General features: G+C 71.8%; 13 protein-coding genes. 2 read left to right on the top strand and 11 right to left on the bottom strand.

The features are described 5' to 3' along the window. Positions 1-224: 224 nt before the first annotated feature. The 10 genes from ACFWIA_RS24555 to ACFWIA_RS24510 all read right to left on the bottom strand — a co-directional run bounded on the left by ACFWIA_RS24555 (position 225) and on the right by ACFWIA_RS24510 (position 13,610). Positions 225-1,124: an NAD(P)-dependent oxidoreductase gene (locus ACFWIA_RS24555; RefSeq protein WP_387008547.1), complete on the bottom strand. Its 900-nt coding sequence runs from the start codon at positions 1,122-1,124 to the stop codon at positions 225-227. Positions 1,125-1,236: 112 nt separating this feature from the next. Further along, positions 1,237-2,226 (bottom strand): alpha-ketoacid dehydrogenase subunit beta, encoded by a 990-nt coding sequence (locus ACFWIA_RS24550; protein WP_387008545.1) that lies wholly within the window; start codon positions 2,224-2,226, stop codon positions 1,237-1,239. After that, positions 2,223-3,293 (bottom strand): thiamine pyrophosphate-dependent dehydrogenase E1 component subunit alpha, encoded by a 1,071-nt coding sequence (locus tag ACFWIA_RS24545; protein ID WP_387008543.1) that lies wholly within the window; start codon positions 3,291-3,293, stop codon positions 2,223-2,225. Before ACFWIA_RS24545 ends, ACFWIA_RS24550 begins: the two co-directional genes overlap by 4 nt. A 61-nt stretch (positions 3,294-3,354) precedes the next feature. Continuing rightward, the gene (locus tag ACFWIA_RS24540) at positions 3,355-4,626 is read right to left on the bottom strand and encodes a M24 family metallopeptidase (protein WP_387008541.1); all 1,272 of its coding nucleotides are present in this window, start codon (positions 4,624-4,626) and stop codon (positions 3,355-3,357) included. 43 nt (positions 4,627-4,669) lie between these two features. Continuing rightward, positions 4,670-5,719: an ABC transporter ATP-binding protein gene (locus ACFWIA_RS24535; RefSeq protein ID WP_387008539.1), complete on the bottom strand. Its 1,050-nt coding sequence runs from the start codon at positions 5,717-5,719 to the stop codon at positions 4,670-4,672. Then, positions 5,716-7,740 (bottom strand): oligopeptide/dipeptide ABC transporter ATP-binding protein, encoded by a 2,025-nt coding sequence (locus ACFWIA_RS24530; RefSeq protein ID WP_387008537.1) that lies wholly within the window; start codon positions 7,738-7,740, stop codon positions 5,716-5,718. The genes ACFWIA_RS24535 and ACFWIA_RS24530 overlap by 4 nt, the downstream gene beginning before the upstream one ends. Further along, complete coding sequence (locus ACFWIA_RS24525) at positions 7,737-8,681, bottom strand: ABC transporter permease (RefSeq protein ID WP_387008535.1); 945 nt, start codon at positions 8,679-8,681, stop codon at positions 7,737-7,739. Before ACFWIA_RS24525 ends, ACFWIA_RS24530 begins: the two co-directional genes overlap by 4 nt. Next, positions 8,678-10,084, bottom strand: coding sequence for an amidohydrolase family protein (locus ACFWIA_RS24520; protein WP_387008533.1), 1,407 nt, complete (start codon positions 10,082-10,084; stop codon positions 8,678-8,680). The genes ACFWIA_RS24525 and ACFWIA_RS24520 overlap by 4 nt, the downstream gene beginning before the upstream one ends. After that, entirely contained in the window at positions 10,077-11,771 is a 1,695-nt protein-coding gene (locus ACFWIA_RS24515; protein ID WP_387008531.1) for an amidohydrolase, read from the bottom strand. The genes ACFWIA_RS24520 and ACFWIA_RS24515 overlap by 8 nt, the downstream gene beginning before the upstream one ends. A 333-nt stretch (positions 11,772-12,104) precedes the next feature. Then, positions 12,105-13,610: an ABC transporter substrate-binding protein gene (locus ACFWIA_RS24510; RefSeq protein WP_387008530.1), complete on the bottom strand. Its 1,506-nt coding sequence runs from the start codon at positions 13,608-13,610 to the stop codon at positions 12,105-12,107. A 347-nt stretch (positions 13,611-13,957) separates the two neighbouring features. Here ACFWIA_RS24510 and ACFWIA_RS24505 point away from each other — a divergent pair, with 347 nt between their 5' ends. Beyond that, a complete protein-coding gene (locus tag ACFWIA_RS24505) occupies positions 13,958-14,719 on the top strand; it encodes a helix-turn-helix domain-containing protein (RefSeq protein ID WP_387008528.1) in 762 nt (253 codons plus the stop codon). Positions 14,720-14,905: 186 nt separating this feature from the next. After that, positions 14,906-15,571, top strand: a complete 666-nt coding sequence (locus tag ACFWIA_RS24500) for a class I SAM-dependent methyltransferase (RefSeq protein ID WP_387008526.1) — start codon at positions 14,906-14,908, stop codon at positions 15,569-15,571. A 55-nt stretch (positions 15,572-15,626) separates the two neighbouring features. On the opposite strand, the gene ACFWIA_RS24495 is transcribed toward ACFWIA_RS24500, so the two are convergent. Continuing rightward, positions 15,627-16,289, bottom strand: a complete 663-nt coding sequence (locus ACFWIA_RS24495; protein ID WP_387008524.1) for a lysophospholipid acyltransferase family protein — start codon at positions 16,287-16,289, stop codon at positions 15,627-15,629. Positions 16,290-16,308: the final 19 nt, after the last annotated feature.

The following is a 16,308-nucleotide window of genomic DNA, read 5'->3' as shown; positions in this document are numbered from 1 at the left end:
CCCGTCGCACCTATGGGTGCGACGGGCCCCAGCCTCGTTGCGCCGCGTGCCGTGCGGGCAGCAGGAAACCGCCGTGCGCGGGCCGTTGCAGGACAGGGCGTCGGCACGCGCACGGCGGGTCGAAGGGGTCCGGGCCGAGGTGGACTCGGCCCGGCCCGGACCCCGCCCGAGGGGGCGTACGGGGTTGGGGCACCCCGCGGCCCGTCGGGCGAACGGGGGGCGGGTCAGTCCGCGGAGCGCATCCCGGCGGCCCTGGCCTCGACCTCGAACAGCGCCGCGTAGTCCTCCTCGGCGAAGCCGTGGCCGATCGCGGTCTGGATCAGCTGGTGCACCATGCTGCTGACCGGCATCGGCACCTCCAGGTCCCGGGCGGCACCGAGCCCGAGGTCAAAGTCCTTGCGCAGCATCTTGTTGTTGAAGGTGGGCGTGTAGTCGCGCTCCACCAGCGCGCGGCCCTTGTGGCGGATGAAGGTGGAGCCGAGCACCGACCCGTTGAGGAAGTCGATGAAGGCGTCGCGCGGCACCCCGCCCTTCTCGGCGAGGGTGGTGACCTCCACCATGGCCTGGGTGATCATGCCGAGCATCAGGTTGTGGCAGAGCTTCACCAGCCGGCTCTGCTCGGCGGGCCCGGCGTGCACGACGGTCGGCGCGATCAGCTCCAGGTACGGCAGCACCCGGTCGTAGGTCTCCCGGGGGCCGGAGGCGACGATGGCGCCCATGCGGTCGGCGACCATGTGCGGGTTGCCGCTGATCGGCGAGGCGAGGAAGGCGGTGCCCGCGGCCTCGCAGGCGGCCCGGACCTCGGCGGACGCCTCCGCGGAGACCGTGGAACAGTCCACGATCACGGACGGCGCGCGCTCGGCCCGCAACAGCCCGCCCTCGCCGGTCACCACGTCGATGAGGTCCTGACTCGCGGACACCATCACGAACACCACGTCGACGTCGGCGAGTTCGGTGATGGTGCCGACCGCCTTGGCGCCCTTGGCCACCAACGGCTCGGTCTTGGCCGCGGTGCGGTTCCACACGGTGAGGTCGGCGCCGCCCGCGAGGAGGCTCTCGGACATGACGGCGCCCATCCGACCGGTACCGAGCCAGCCGAGCCGCTCGTTACGGGGTGCACTCATGGTTGTTGTCGCCTTTCTGGAGGGTTGCAGAAGGTTCGGGGGTTGATCGGGGGTTGCTCCGGGGCGCACCGGGAACTCCGGGTGCCGTCCGGATCTTCGGGGGTGGGCGGCCTCAGGCGCCCATGGCGGCGCCGATGGTGGTGACGATCCGCTCCACCGAGGGAATCGCCAGGTCCTCCAGGGCGTCCGCCGACGGGAGCGGGATGTGCGGGGTGGTGATCCGCACGGGTGCTCCGGTGAGGGCGTCCCAGCACTCCTCGGTCGCCAGCGACACGATCTCCGCTCCCCATCCGCACAGCCGGGGGTTCTCCTCGACGGTGAACAGCCGCCCGGTGCGGGAGGCGTGGCCGAGGATGGTCGGGGTGTCCAGCGGGACGAGGCTGCGGACGTCGATGACCGCACAGTCGATGCCGCGTTCGGCGTGCAGGCGTTCGGCGGCGGCGAGTGCCTTGGGGACCATCGCGGCGAGCGCGACGACGGTGGCGTCCGTGCCCTCGCGCCGGACGACGGCCCGGCCCAGTTCCTCGACGATCTCGCCGTCGTCGAGGTCGGGGACCTCCTCCTTCATGGAGTACAGCGCCTTGTGGTTGAAGAAGATCACCGGGTCGTCGTCACGGACGGCCGCGGCCATCAGGCCGACGACGTCGCGGGCGGTGGCCGGGGCGACGACCTTCAGACCGGGGATCGCCATCGCCCAGTTCTCGATGGACTGGGAGTGCTGGGCGCCGAAGCGCAGTCCGGCCCCGTTGCCGCACTGGATCACCAGCGGGAAGGAGACCTGCCCGTCGGACATGTAGCGGGACTTGGAGATCTCGTTGGCGACCAGGTCCCAGCAGACCGCGAAGAAGTCGCTGTACATGATCTCGGCGATGGGACGCAGTCCGGTCATCGCGGCGCCCATGGCGGCGCCCAGGATGGCCTGTTCGCTGATCGGGGTGTCGCGCACCCGCAGCGGACCGAACTCCTCCAGGAGCCCCGCCGTCGTCTTGAACACGCCGCCCGCGGCGGCGACGTCCTCACCGAGGAACACCACCCGCTCGTCGCGGCGCATCTCCTGGGCGATGCCGTGGGCGACGGCCTTGCGATAGGTCAGTACGGTCACGGGACCAGACCTCCTCCGTGCTCGGTGGGCGACGGGGTGCGCCAGGCGTGCCCTCCGTCGCTCCAGACGTTGGTGTACAGCCGGGACAGGTCCGGCCAGGCACCGCCCTTGGCCTCTTCGGTGGCCGCGTCGACCTGCGCCAGGGCCTCGGCGTCGATGGCGTCGAGGACCGTCGGGTCGACGCCCCGGTCGGTGAGCCGGTCCCGGTAGGTGACCAGCGGGTCCTTCTCCAGCCAGGCGCGGACCTCGCCGGGGTCGCGGTACTTGGCGGGGTCGGCCCGGGAGTGGCCGCCGTGCCGGTAGGTGACGGCCTCGATCAGTGCGGGTCCGCCCCCCGCGCGGGCCCGTTCGATCGCGGCCCGCGCGGTGAGGTAGACCTCGTCGGGATCGTTGCCGTCGATGACGACGGACGGCAGTCCGTACGCGGGTGCCCGGTCGGCCGCCGGGTTGTCGACGGCGGTGACGCTGTCGATGCGGGTGTACTCCATGTACAGGTTGTTCTCGCACACGAAGACCACGGGCAGGTTCCAGATGGCGGCGAAGTTCAGGGCCTCGTGGAACGCGCCGATGTTGGTGGCGCCGTCGCCGAAGAAGCAGACGGTGACCTGGTCGCTGCCCCGGTACTGGGCCGACCAGGCGGCACCGTTGGCGATGACGAGCTGGGCGCCGATGATGGCGTACGAGCCGAGGATGCCGCGCTCGGCGTCGATGAGGTGCATCGACCCGCCCTTGCCGTGCATCAGTCCGTTGTCCCGGCCCAGGAGTTCGGCCATCAGCGGGGCGAGCGGGGTGCCGCGGGCCACGAGGTGGTTGTGACCGCGGTAGGTGATGAAGGAGTAGTCGTCGGTGCGCATCGCGGCGGCGACGCCGGCGGCGACGGCCTCCTGACCGATGCCCAGGTGGGTGGTGCCCTTGACCAGGTTCTGGAGGAACAGGTCGTACGCCCGCTTCTCGAACTTCCGGGCGGTGGACATGATCCGGTACAGGGCGAGGGAGGTGTCCTCGGGGACCTCGCCGGTCACGGGTCCCGTGACCGGCGGGTGCGCGGAGTGGGTATCGACGGACATGGTCCGCACCTTTCTCCAGGAGGTCGCCGGGGCCGAACGCGGCGGCCCCGGCGCCGTCGGTTCAGTACTGGTTGGCGATGAACAGTTCGTCGGCGGGGAACCGAGTGAGGATCTCGACGCCGTTCGCGGTGACGACGACCTCCTCCTCGATCCGGGCGGCCGAGACCCCGTCCGTGGCCGGGCAGTAGGTCTCCAGGGCGAAGACCATGCCCTCCTCGATGAGCATCGGGCTCTCCAGCGAGGTGAGGCGGCTGATGATGGGCCGCTCGTGCAGGGCGAGCCCGAGGCCGTGGCCGAAGAGCAGGCCGAACGCGGTCTTCTCGTCCTGGACGCCGATCTCCTCGGCGGTGGGCCACAGCCGGGCGACGTCCGCGGTGGACACACCGGGCTTGATCGCGTCGATGGCGACGTCCATCCACTCGCGCGCCCGGGTGTAGGCGTCGCGCTGGACGGTGGTGGCCCGGCCCACGTTGAACGTGCGGTAGTAGCAGGTCCGGTAGCCGTTGTAGGAGTGCATGATGTCGAAGAACGCCTGGTCGCCCGGGCGGATGATGCGGTCGGAGAAGTTGTGCGGGTGCGGGTTGCAGCGCTCGCCGGAGACCGCGTTGATGGACTCGACGTCGTCGGAACCCATCTCGTACAGGCGCTTGTTGGCGAGGGCGACGATCTCGTTCTCGCGCACGCCGGGCTTCAGTGCCTCGGTGATGTCGTGGTAGACGCCGTCGACCATGGCGGCGGCCATCGACAGCAGGGTGATCTCGTCGCGGTTCTTGATCTGCCGGGCGTCCAGCATGGTCTGCTGGCCGTCGCGGACGTCGAGGCCCTGACGGGTCAGCTCGGTGTGCATCGGCAGGTCGAGCAGGTCGACGCCGATGGGCATCCCGGCGACTCCGGCGGCGGCGAGACGGTCCTTGATCTCGGCGACCGCGCGGGCCATCAGATCGGCGTCCGGCGGAACCGCGCCCCGCATGGTCGTCCAGGACGACAGGCAGTTCTCCGGCTTCATCCAGGGCGCGTACATCCGGTTGTGGACGGCCGCCGAGCCGAAGTCCCACAGGATCAGTTCACCGGTACGGGTGTAGAGGGCGTACCGGGAGAGCTTCTCCCGGGTCCACTCGCCGATCGATATGCCGGTGAGGTAGCGGATGTTGTTGTTGTCGAACACCAGGACCGCGCCGAGCTCGCTGGCCTCCAGGGCCTGCTGGATGCGGGACAGCCGGTAGGAGCGCAGCCGCTCGAAGTTGATCCGCTCCTCGAAGTCCACGAGGGAGTGCCCGTGGGCGGGGGCGATGGGGAGGGCCGGGGTCGGCGGGAGGGCGGGGGCGGTGCTCATGTGATCTCCAAGGTCGGGGTGACGAGGGGGGCGGGCACGGTGGTCAGGGGGCCGCCACGCGCACCGGTTCACCGTGGTGACAGGCCGCCAGGGACGCGGTGCCGGTGAGGTGCAGCAGTTCGGGCTGCTCGGTGCGGCACAGGTCGTCGGCGCGCGGGCAGCGGGGGTGGAAGGCGCAGCCCGGGGGTGGTGCGAGGGGGCTGGGGAGTTCGGCGTCCGTGGCGAGTTCGCGGCGGCGGGCCGATCGGGCCTGCTGTCGTTCCGGGTCCGCGAGGAGGGTGGACGCCAGGAGGGTCTGGGTGTAGGGGTGCGTCGGGGTCCGGTACACCTGCTCGGCGGGCCCCGACTCGGCGAGGCGCCCCAGGTAGAGCACCCCGATCTCGTCGCTCATGTGCCGGACGACCTCCAGGTCGTGGGCGATGAACAGGTAGCTGACGCCCAGGTCGCGCTGGAGTTCCTTGAGCAGGTTGATGACCTGGCTCTGGGTGGAGACGTCCAGGGCGCTGACGGGTTCGTCACAGACGATCAGCCGAGGTCGGGTGGCCAGGGCCCGGGCGATGGCGACCCGTTGACGCTGTCCGCCAGAGAGTTCGTGCGGGTAGCGCTGGGCGTGGTAGCCGGAGAGTCCGACCCGGTCGAGGGAGCCGGCGATCTCCCGGTTCCGTTCGACGGCCGTCAGTCGCCGGTGCCGGGTGAGGGCCTGGCCGAGGGTGACGGCGATGGTCTGCCGGGGGTTCAGCGAGGACAGCGGGTCCTGGAACACCACCTGGACGTCCCGGTTGAAGGACGGCGGGGTGCGGCGGCCGAACGCGGCCGTGTCCTGCCCGTCGAAGACGATCCGCCCCTCGGAGACCGGGGCGAGGCGCAGGATGGCCCGGCCGATGCTGCTCTTGCCGGAGCCGGACTCCCCCACCAGGCCGAGCGTCCTGCCGGCGCCGATGGTGAAGCTGACGTCCCGTACGGCGGTGAGCAGGGTGGGGCGTCCGGTGAGTCCCCGGCCGAGCTGGTAGCGCACGGTGAGGTGTTCGACGCTGAGCAGCGGCGGGGCCGCGGTCGGCGTGGCCGGGGCGGGGGCGCTCGCCTGGTCGTTCATCGGGCACCTGCCAGGTGGAGTTCGGAGGCCCGAAGGCAGCGCACCCCGTCGATGTCGATCGGGACGGGCGTGGTGCGGCAGCTGTCGGTGGCGTAGGAGCAGCGCGGGTTGAACCGGCAGCCCCGGGGCCAGTCCCAGGCCGGGGGGACCCGGCCGGGGATGGTGGCGAGCGGCTCGTCGCCCGCCCCGTGGTGCGGCACGGCGGCCAGCAGCGCCTCGGTGTAGGGGTGCCGGGGTTGGGCGAACGCGTCGCGCACGGTGCGCTGTTCGGCGATCTGCCCGGCGTACATGACGGCGATGCGGTCGCAGCTGTCGGCGACGACACCGAGGTCGTGGGTGATCAGGAGCAGGGACATGGACAGGCGTTCGCGCAGGGAGACGAGCAGGTCGAGTACCTGGGCCTGGATGGTGACGTCGAGGGCGGTGGTGGGCTCGTCCGCGATGAGCAGTTCCGGGTCGCAGGCGAGGGCTCCGGCGATGACGACGCGTTGGGCCATGCCCCCGGAGAACTGGTGCGGGTAGTCCTTGAGTCGTTCCCGGGGGGCCGGGACGCCGACCAGGTTGAGCAGTTCCGCGGCCCGTTCGGTGGCCTGGGCCCGGGTCAGGTCGCTGTGGGCGCGGATGGCGTCCGTGAGCTGGCGTCCGACGGTGTGCACCGGGGAGAGCGCGGAGCCGGGGTCCTGGAAGACCATGCCGATCCGTCCGCCGCGGACCCGGCGCAGCTTCTCGCCGCCGAGTCCGGCGAGTTCGGTGTCCTGGAGTCGGATGGAGCCGGCGGCGACGGTGACGCCCCTGGGCAGCAGTCCCAGGATCGCCGAGGCGGTGATGGACTTGCCGCACCCGGATTCGCCGACCAGGCCGAAGGTCTCACCGCGGTTGATGTGGAAGGAGACGTCGGAGACGAGTTGGGCGCCGCCGGGGTCGGTGACGGTGAGCCCGTCGATCCGCAGCAGGGCGTCGGCGGGGGCGGGCTCCGGCTCCCGGGCGACGAGGCGTACCGGGGCCTTGGCGAGCGGACCGGACGCGGCGACGGTGTCGGGGGCCGGGGCGCCCGGGGGGCGTACCGGGTCCGCGGTGAGGTCGGCCACCGCGGCGGGGCCGGTGCCGGTGGGGTCGCCGGGGTTCGCCGGGGTGGGCTCCGCGGCGTCCGTCGTGGGCTTGTGCGGCCGGGCCGCCCCCGCCGAGCGGGGCGATCCGGCGTCCCGCAGGCCGTCTCCCAGCAGGTTGAAGACCAGGACGCTCAGGGTGATCGCGGCGCCGGGCAGGATCGCGAGCAGCGGGTGCTCGGCGACGTGCTGGCGGGAGGCGTCGAGCATGGCGCCCCAGCTCACGGCGGTGGTGTCGACGCCGACGCCGAGGAAGCTGAGCGTGGCTTCGATGAGCAGCGCCGTGCCCAGTGCGATGGACGCCTGCACGATAAGCGGGGGCGACACGTTCGGCAGGATCTGGCGGAACATCACCGAGGCGGGGCGCAGTCCGAGGACGCGGGCGGCGTCCACGTACAGCTTCTCCCGTTCGGCGAGGACGACCGCCCGGGTGATGCGCATGAAGCTGACGGCGAAGATCAGGCCGACGGCGAGCATCGCGTTGGTGAGGCCGTTGCCGAGCACGGCGACCAGGGCGAGGGCGAGGAGTAGGGCCGGGATGGACTGCATGACGTCGGCGATGCGCATGCCGATCCGGTCCCACCAGCCGCCGCGGTAGCCGACGAAGATGCCGAGGCCGACGCCGAGGACGAGGCCGATGGCGACGGACTCGCCGGAGGCCAGGAGCGCGGTGCGGGTTCCGTAGATCAGCCGGGAGAGGCTGTCACGGCCGAGGTCGTCGGTGCCGAGGAGGTGATCGGCGCTCGGGCCCTGGAGCTTGTCGGCGACGCTCAGTTCGTTCGGGCCGTACGGGGCGATGAGGGGTGCGGCGAGGGCGATGGCGATCTGGAGGCCGAGGAAGGCCAGGCAGATCAGGGTGACGGGCTGGCGGAGCAGGCGCTGAAGGGTTCCGGCCCGGGCCTGGTGGGTGCTCATTGAGGCCTCACCTTCGGGTTGATCACGCCGTACAGGACGTCCGCGCCCAGGTTGACGAGCAGGACGATGACCGCGACCAGGACGATGGAGCCCTGGAGCACCGGGTAGTCGGCGCGTACGACGCTGTCGATGAGCAGGGTGCCGAGGCCCGGTACCGCGAAGATGCGTTCGATGACGAAGCTCGCGGCGACCAGGACGGACATCTGGATGGCGATGACCGCGAGGACCGGGACCATGGCGTTCTTGGTGGCGTACCGCAGGATGATGGTGCGGCGGCGGATGCCCCGGGCCAGCAGCGTCTGGACGTACGGGGACTCCAGGGACTCGATCATGGCGCTGCGGGTCTGGCGGGCGATGACGGCCGCGGTGTGCGAGCCGAGGGCCAGGGCGGGCAGGATCATGCCCTGGGCCCAGGCGACCGGGTCGTCGGTGAGTGCGGTGTACCCGACGACCGGGAGCCAGCCGAGGTTCACCGCGAACACCAGGACCAGCAGCATGGCGAGCCAGAAGCTGGGGATGGCGAGGCCGAGGGCGACGACGGTGGTGAGCAGCCGGTCGGCGACGGTTCCGGGGCGCAGCGCGCCGAGCACCCCGAGGGGGACGCCGACGGCGAGGGCGATGACCATGCCCGCGACGGCCAGCGACAGGGTGATGCCGATGCCTGCGCCGATCGATTCGGAGACCGGGACGCTGGTGTACAGCGAGGCGCCGAGGTCGCCGCCGAGCGCTCCGCCGAGCCAGTCCGCGTACTGTTCGAACAGGGGGCGGTCCAGGCCGAGTTGCGCGGTCATGGCGGCCTTGTCGGCGGCCGGGGCGCCCTCGCCGAGGATCTGCGCCACCGGGTCGGTGGGCGTCAGGTGGACCAGGGTGAAGACGAAGGCCGACACCAGCAGCAGCGTGGGGAGCGCGGACAGCAGCCGGCGCAGGATGAACTTGCTCACCGGACCGGTCCCAGGTCCGGCACTGGCCCGCCGTGCGCGGCGGCTTCGGCGAAGACCCGCTCGCGGACCCGGCGGGTCGCCGCTCCCGCGTCGGTGGGGTCGAGGTCGGTGAGGCGGCCGTCGCGCTTGCGGATGCGACCGCCGACGACGACGGTGTCCACGTCGCGCGGGGTGGTCTGGAGGACCACGTGTGCGGCGGGGTCGCCGAGGGCGACGCCGTACGGCTCGGTGTCGATGAGGACGATGTCGGCGAGCCGCCCGGGGGTGAGGCGGCCCAGGTCGTCGCCGAGGCCGAGGGCGGCGGCGGCGTTGACGGTGGCGTACGCCAGGATGTCGCGGGGCTGGACGAGGGGGACGCCGGGGTGGCGCTCCAGCGGCCAGCGGCCCGCCTCGCGTTCGGTGGTGGCGTCGACGTTGCGCATCAGCAGGTAGGTGAGGCGCATCGCGGCGAACAGGTCGATGGAGACCCGGGCGTGGGTGTCGATGCCGAGGCTGGGGCTGGCGCCGGCGCGGTGGGCGCGGTTGAGGATGGTCATGGACCGTCCGCCGCCGAACTCGCCCTCGGGGGTGAAGGAGATGCCGCCGCCGCAGCGCGCGAGGAGCGCCAATTCGCCGTCGTCGGCGCTGTTGGCGTGCGCGGGGACGATGTCGGAGTCGAGGAGTCCGGCCTCGTGGAGGGCGCGGATCTGGCCGGGCGGGTTCTGGTGGACGCTCATCCGCAGGCCGAGCTCGCGGGCGAGGGCGACCTCCTTGGTGATGCGGTCCATGGACCCGTACTCGATGGAGCCGAGGGCCATGCCGACCCGGAGCAGACCGTCGCCGTCGGTGTTCACCTCGTCGTGGAGGCGGCGGACGTGGTCGAGGCGCCAGGCGTGGTCCTCGGGCGGGGCGCCGAAGCTGCCCAACATGCCGTAGGCGAACAGGGCCCGCTGACCGGTGGCGCGGTGGGCGCGCAGTCCGGCTTCGGCCCCCTCGGGCGACATGACGTTGTGGCAGAAGTCGAGGACACCGGTGACCCCGGCGTCGAGCATCTGGACGGTGCCCGAGAAGGTGGCGTCGTAGATGTCCTCGGGGCGGAAGTGCTCACGGAGGTAGAAGACGTGGGACTGGTAGTCGTCGCCGGTCCAGCCGTCGGCGTAGAGGCCCTTGAGGGGGGTCTGCCAGGCGTGCATGTGGGTGTCGATGAGGCCGGGGACGGCGATCATGCCGCGTGCCTGGATGACCTCGGTGTCGGTGGTCACCCGGTCGTCGAGGTCGGGTCCGACGGCGGTGATGCGGTCACCGGTGACGAGGATGTCGCCGGTGGTGAGGTCGCCGAGCTCCGGGTCCATGGTGAGGACGGTGGCGCCCTTGATCAGCAGGCTGCGCTCGGTGGTGGTGCTGGTGTCGGTGGTCTCAGGCACGGCTGACTCCCTGCGTGACGGGGGCGGCGACGGGCAGGCCGGCGAAGGGCTCGGCGGTGTGCACGATCCGGCCGCCGACGAGGGTGAGGACGGACTCGATGCGGGGGATGACGTCCTCTTCGACGGTGAAGTAGTCGTCGGTGAGGACGGCGAGGTCGGCGAGGAGACCGGGTTCCAGTCGGCCCCGTTCGTCCTCCTCGAAGCTGAACCAGGTACCGGACGCGGTGTAGCCGCGCAGCGCTTCCTCGCGGGTGAGCAGGTGCCGGGCGTCGAGGGTGGCGTTGCCGGTGACGGTGCGGCCGTTGAGGAACCAGGCGAGGGTGGCGAACGGGTTGTAGGAGGCGACGCGCATCGCGTCCGAACCGAGTCCGAGGGGGATGCCGCGTTCCAGCAGGGTGCGCAGCGGGGGCGCCTCGGCGACCGTCTCGGCGCCCCAGGCGGTCAGGGCCTCGTCGCCCTGGAAGCGGAACAGGCCCTGGGCGAGGACGCCGGCGCCGAGGGCGGCGATCCGGTCGACGTCGACGGGGCGCAGGGGCTCGGCGTGCACGAGGGACCAGCGCAGTGCGCTGATGTCGTGTGCCGCGTGCACGTCCTCCCAGGCGCTGAGGACGGCGTCGATGGTCTCGTGGTGGTGGGCGTGGGTGTGGACGGTCCACCGGTTGCGGGCGAGGTCGGTGAACATCTCCCGGAGTTGGCGCCGGACGTCGTCGTCGATGACGACGGGGTGGGCGATCTTGTCGACGGTGCGGTAGAGGGCGACCTCGCCGGAGCCGATCACCCGGAGCATGCCGTCGCCGACGTCGAGCGGGGTGAAGCGCAGGTATCCGGCGAGTTCCTCCTGCTCGGTGCCGGCGCGCGAGGCGTGCACGGCGAGTCGGCTGCGCACGGTCAGCAGGCCGCGGCGCCAGGTCTCCCGGATGGCGGGGTAGGCGTCGGGTCCGCTGTTGAAGCCGCCGCCGTCGATGGCGCCGGTGATGCCGAGGCGGTTCAGCTCGCGGGACATCTCGGCGGTGGAGGCGATCTGCTCCTCCAGGTCGGGGCTGGGCATGCGCCGGTAGAACCACTCCATCAGCGGGGTGCCGTTGACCTTGCCGGTCAGTTCCCCTTGGGCGTCGGTCTCGAAGGCGGCCGGGTCGAAGCCCTCGTCGCCGAGTTGCCGCACGAGGTCGTGGTCGATGCCGAGGGCCCGCATCGCCGCGGTGTTGAGGACGGCCCAGTCGTAGAGGAACTGGACGTAGACCGGGTTGTCGGGGGCCGCGGCGTCGAGTTCGGCGCGGCTGGGGCCGCGGTTCTCGGGGAACTGGGCGGGGTGCCAGCCGCCGATGACGCGGATCCAGCTTCCTTCGGGGCGCTCGCCCACGCGGCGGGTGAGGGCGGTGAGGCCGCTGGCCAGGGAGGGCTCGTCCTCCCAGCGGACCTCGTCGCGCCAGGTGCGTCCGGCGCGCACGATGTGGACGTGGGAGTCGATGAGCCCGGGGACGACGCGGCGGCCGGCGAGGTCCACCACGGTGGTGGTGGGGCCCACGAGGTCCTTGATCTCCCGTGTGGTGCCGATCGCCGAGATCCGCTCGCCGGTGACGGCGACGGCTTCCACCTCGGCGCTGCGGTCGTCCGCGGACATGGTGGTCACGCGTCCGTTCAGCAGCACCAGATCGGGGTGCGCCGTGGAAGTCGGTGTGCTGCTCATGGGTGGTTTCTCCATCCGGGGTGTACGGAGGGTGTGGCGTGGCGCCACGTACGACGGAGTGCGGAGGGGGGTGGCGTGGGGCTCCGGTGCCTCGGGCGACGACGGCCGTGGGGAGGCGGGACCGGGGTGTGGGGAGCGTGCTCCCGGCGGTGGTGCGGGTGGGGCGGAGCGGGCGCGGTGCGGACCGCGGGGCTCGGGGCGGACCGGTGGGCTGCGGGCGCGCCCGGTCCTGGGGTAGCGCTCCGGCGGACGGCACTCCCGTGGCTACGGGTGCCGTGCTCCCGGCGCGGGTGGTGCGCAGGGGCCGGCGGGACGGGGCCGGCGGGGTGGGCGTCAGCCCACGACCTGGGCCTCCTTGTAGCGGAACACCGCTACGTCGTTGGTGGTGGAGACGATGTTGTCGACCTTCTTGGGGTTGTACGCCCAGAAGCCCGAGTAGTCGAAGTAACCGCAGTCCAGGGCCTCGTCGTTCACGATCCTGGACATCTTCTTCCAGGCCGCTTGCTGTGCCTCGGGCGTCTTGGCGGCGAGGCCCTCCTCGGCCGCGGCGGTGAGTTCGGGGTACGCGACCTTCAGCGGGTTGCCCGGGGCGTCGGGTGCGAACTTGCGGTTGTAGTAGTCGTACGCGCCGGAGCGGGAGCCGTCGGAGAGGATCGCGGCCGGGTACTTGCCGTTCTGGTAGGTGCTCAGGAACTGCGGGAAGTTGGGCAGTTCCAGCTTGACGTCCACACCGATCTTGGACATCTGGCTGCGGAACAGTTCGGCGATGGTGCGCTGAGTGTCATAGCTGATCAGGGTGAACGACTTCTTGGCGTCGTCGACCTCGGACATCAGCTGCTTCGCCTTGTCCAGGTCGAAGGGGTAGCCCTTCAGCGACGGGTCGTGGCCGGGCTGGCCCTCCGGGAAGCGCTGGAGGTGGGTCTTGCCCTTGCCGCCGAGCGCCGCGTCGATGTAGTCCTGCGGGTTCGAGGCGTGGCAGATGGCCTGGCGGAACTTCTTGTCCTTGAAGACGCCGTCGATGTCGTACATCTGGAGGTGCCAGAGCACCGACGGGAACCAGGTGGACTTGAGCCCCTCCTTGTCCGCGCGGGCGGCGAGCGGGGGCGTGGTCCACACGACGTCGAGTTGACCCGCGCGCAGGGCGTTGTAGAGGCTGTCCGGGTCGTTGATCTGGGTGATCTCGACGCGTGCGGGGCCCACGGACTTCTTGTCGTAGTACTTGTCGAAGGCGGTGGCGACGGTGCGCAGCCCCTTCGTGGACGACTTGGGGTCGAAGGCCCACGGGCCGGTGCCGGCCGCCTTGGTCTTCCAGGTGCCGTCGGCCAGCGCCTTGGGCGAGACCATGAACATCCCGAGCCTGGCGAGGTTGTTGACAAGGCTGGGGGCCGGTTCCTTGAGGTCGATCCGGACGTGGGTGGCGTCCACGGCGGTGATCTTCTTGATGGCGACGAGCTGACTGCGGTACTGGCTCGGGGAGTTCTGGATGCGCTCCAGGTTCTTGACGACGGCTTCGGCGTCGAAGGGCGTGCCGTCGTGGAAGACGACCCCGGAGCGGAGGGTGAAGTCGACGCGGAGCTGCGACTCCTTCCACTCGGTGGCCAACTGGGGCTTCAGGGTGTAGCCGTCGGCGGCCACGCTGATCAGCGGTTCGTAGACGAGCGAGCTGAACGTGCTGTTCTGCTTGTTGACCGTGTCCCAGTCGTCGAACTGCTGGTTGGTGCCGATGCGCAGGGTGCCGCTCGGTCCGTCGCCCGACTTCTTCGGGGTGCTGGTGCCGGTGGTGGAACCGGTTCCGCCCGAGCAGGCGGTGAGGGTGACGGCGAGGGCGGTGGTCAGCACGGCACCGCCGAGCCGAGCGCCCCTGGTTCTTGCTCTGGAGCGGGGAGCCCGCCCCCCGGGGGTGGACTGTCCGTTGTCGTTCACAGCGAGAACCTCCACACAGGTCTGTGTGCCCGTTCACAGCAGGGCTTGTGCGCTATAGTGCACGCCTCGTGCAGTGAGCTTGTCAAGGGTTAAACCAAACTCGGAGGAGATCGGGTTCTCTGCCGGGTTTTCTCCCGAAGAACAGGTGACAACCGTGCAGCATGTCGCGCATGCTGTACATCGGTGCACACGCCTTAGGGCCTGCATGTACACGACGATTCGGGCGCGGCCGACCGATCGCCCCCACAACAGCAGGAGCCGCCATGAAGCCAGCGGGGGGAAGTCCAGGACTCGGGGCGCGACTGAGGAAGGTCCGCTCGGAACGCGGTCTGTCCCTGCGCGAGCTGGGCAGGCTGGCGGGGTGTTCGGCCAGCCTCATCTCCCAGGTCGAGCGGGGGCAGACGGCCCCCTCGGCCGGCGTGATCTACGGGATCGCGAACGCGCTCGACATCTCCCTCGACTACCTGTTCGGTGTCGGGGAGGACAGTGCGGTCTCCGCCGCCGCCCGCCGCCCCGAAGAGCAGCGGAGCGTGACACCGGAACACGCGGTGCCGTGGTTCGCCGCGGCGGGCCAGCGGACGGCGGCCCCGACCCTCGACACCGCCGAGGGGGCCGGCGGTCGGATTCCCGCGCCGGTCGACGCCGGCGGCCACGGCGACGAGGCGCTCTCGGTCCTGCCCGACGAACCGGTGGTGCAGCGTCGGGGCCGCCGCCGCACCATCGACCTGGCGAGCGGGGTCCGCTGGGAGCGGCTCACCCCGCAGCAGGACGCCCGGGTGGACTTCCTGGAGGTGGTCTACCAGCCCTTCGGCCGCTCCACCGACACCCACGCCTCCATCCGGCACGACGGGCGCGAGTACCAACTCGTCCTGCACGGCACCCTGCACGCCGACATCGGCTTCGAGACGTACGTGCTGGAGGCGGGCGACTCGCTCGCCTTCGACTCGGCGACCCCGCACCAGTACCGCAACATGACCGACGAAGAGGTCCGGGTGATCTCGGTCGTCATCCACCACACCGCCTGAACGGCCGGCGGTCCCGCCCGTCCCGGGCCGGACCGCGACGGCGACGGCGACGGCGCACGAGCCGTCGCGCCGGTGCGTCGCCCGGGCGTGCGGGCCCGAGCGACGCACGGCCCTCAACTCCCGCCCCCGCACGGGGTGATGGGGTCGGGTCGGCCGACGACGGGGCGCAATGGTGGACTGGTGGGCATGATGCGCCCGCTCACGCACGTCCTGACCGCCCTCGACCGGTTCCACGCCGCGCGCCCCTGGGACCACAACGCCCACTACCACCCGTGGATCCTGCGTCAGCTGCCCGCCCGCTACGGGTCCGCCCTGGACGTCGGCGCCGGCAGCGGCGACCTGGCCAGGCTGTTGGCGTCGCGGGCGGGGTCCGTGCGGGGGGTCGACGCCGACCCGGCCATCGTGGAACAGGCCCGGCAGCACACCGCGCCGGACTCCCGCGTGACCTTCACCGCCGGGGACGCCATGGTCGAGCCGGCCGCCGGCCCGTTCGACGTGATCACCTGCGTGGCGGTGATCCACCACCTGCCGTTCGGCGACGCCCTCGCACGGTTGCGCGGACTGTTGGCGCCGGGCGGAACGCTCGTCGTGGTGGGGCTCGCCCGACCGCACTCCCCCGTCGACCACCTGCTCGGGGCCGCCGCCACTGCGGCGAACGTGGCGATGGCCCTGCTCAAGAACCGGGGTCGCCGGGTGGTCCGCCCCGTCGCGATGACCGCGAGCACGCGGCCCGCGTCGATGACGTTCGACGAGATCGCCCGGCACGTCCGTCGCGAGCTGCCCGGCGCCCGACTGCGCCGTCGGCTGTTCTGGCGCTACACCGTGGTCTGGCGCGACCGCCCCGAACGGTGAAGCGGCCGACCCGCGCCCCGACCGCGTCACGCCGCCCGTCGGACGGCGACCGGGATCAGACCGCGACCGGGGACGGTGCGCCGATGCGCGCCGCCGCGGTGCGCCAGGCCGCAGTGACGGCCCGGTGCGCGTGTTCGGTGGCCGTCACCCGGTCGTCCGCCAGGCTCAGCGGCGCACCGAGGTGGACGTGCAGGGCCGGGCGGCGGACCGGCGCGGTGAGCAGGCCCGCGATCTGTTTCACCGGGCCGCCCGACACCAGCCGGCGGGCCCCGGCCTGACCCAGCGGGACGACGGGCGCCCCGGTGCTGCGGGCGAGCCGCCACAGCCCGCTGCGGAACGGGCCGGGCCCGACCTCTCCGGGGTCCCGTCGCACCGGAAGCCCGCCCTCCGGGTAGATCAGCACCAGCCGGCCGTCGGCGAGGGCCGCCGCCGCCCCGTCGAGTGCCTGTGCGGCCCGAGGGCCGCCCCGGTGCACGGGGACGAAGCCTTCCCTGGTCAGGGCCGCGCCCAGCACCGGTATCCGCCACAGACCGGCGGTGGCGAGGACCGCGGGCCGGACACCGAGGCGGTGCAGGGCCGCGAGGACGACCGCCGGGTCGCTCAGCGAGGTGTGGTTGGCGACGATGACGCTGCCCGGCCGCAACACGGCGTCCGGGTCCGCGGTGACCGTCAGACGGGCGAAGGCCGGGACGGCGACGGCGGCGATGTGGCTGAGCATGAACGGGTCCCTCCCCTGG

Source organism: Streptomyces sp. NPDC127068 (genome assembly GCF_042724695.1).
In the GTDB taxonomy this organism is placed as follows: domain Bacteria; phylum Actinomycetota; class Actinomycetes; order Streptomycetales; family Streptomycetaceae; genus Streptomyces.
Note: the sequence above shows the minus strand (reverse complement) of the source record. Positions and strands in the feature narration are given on the sequence as shown.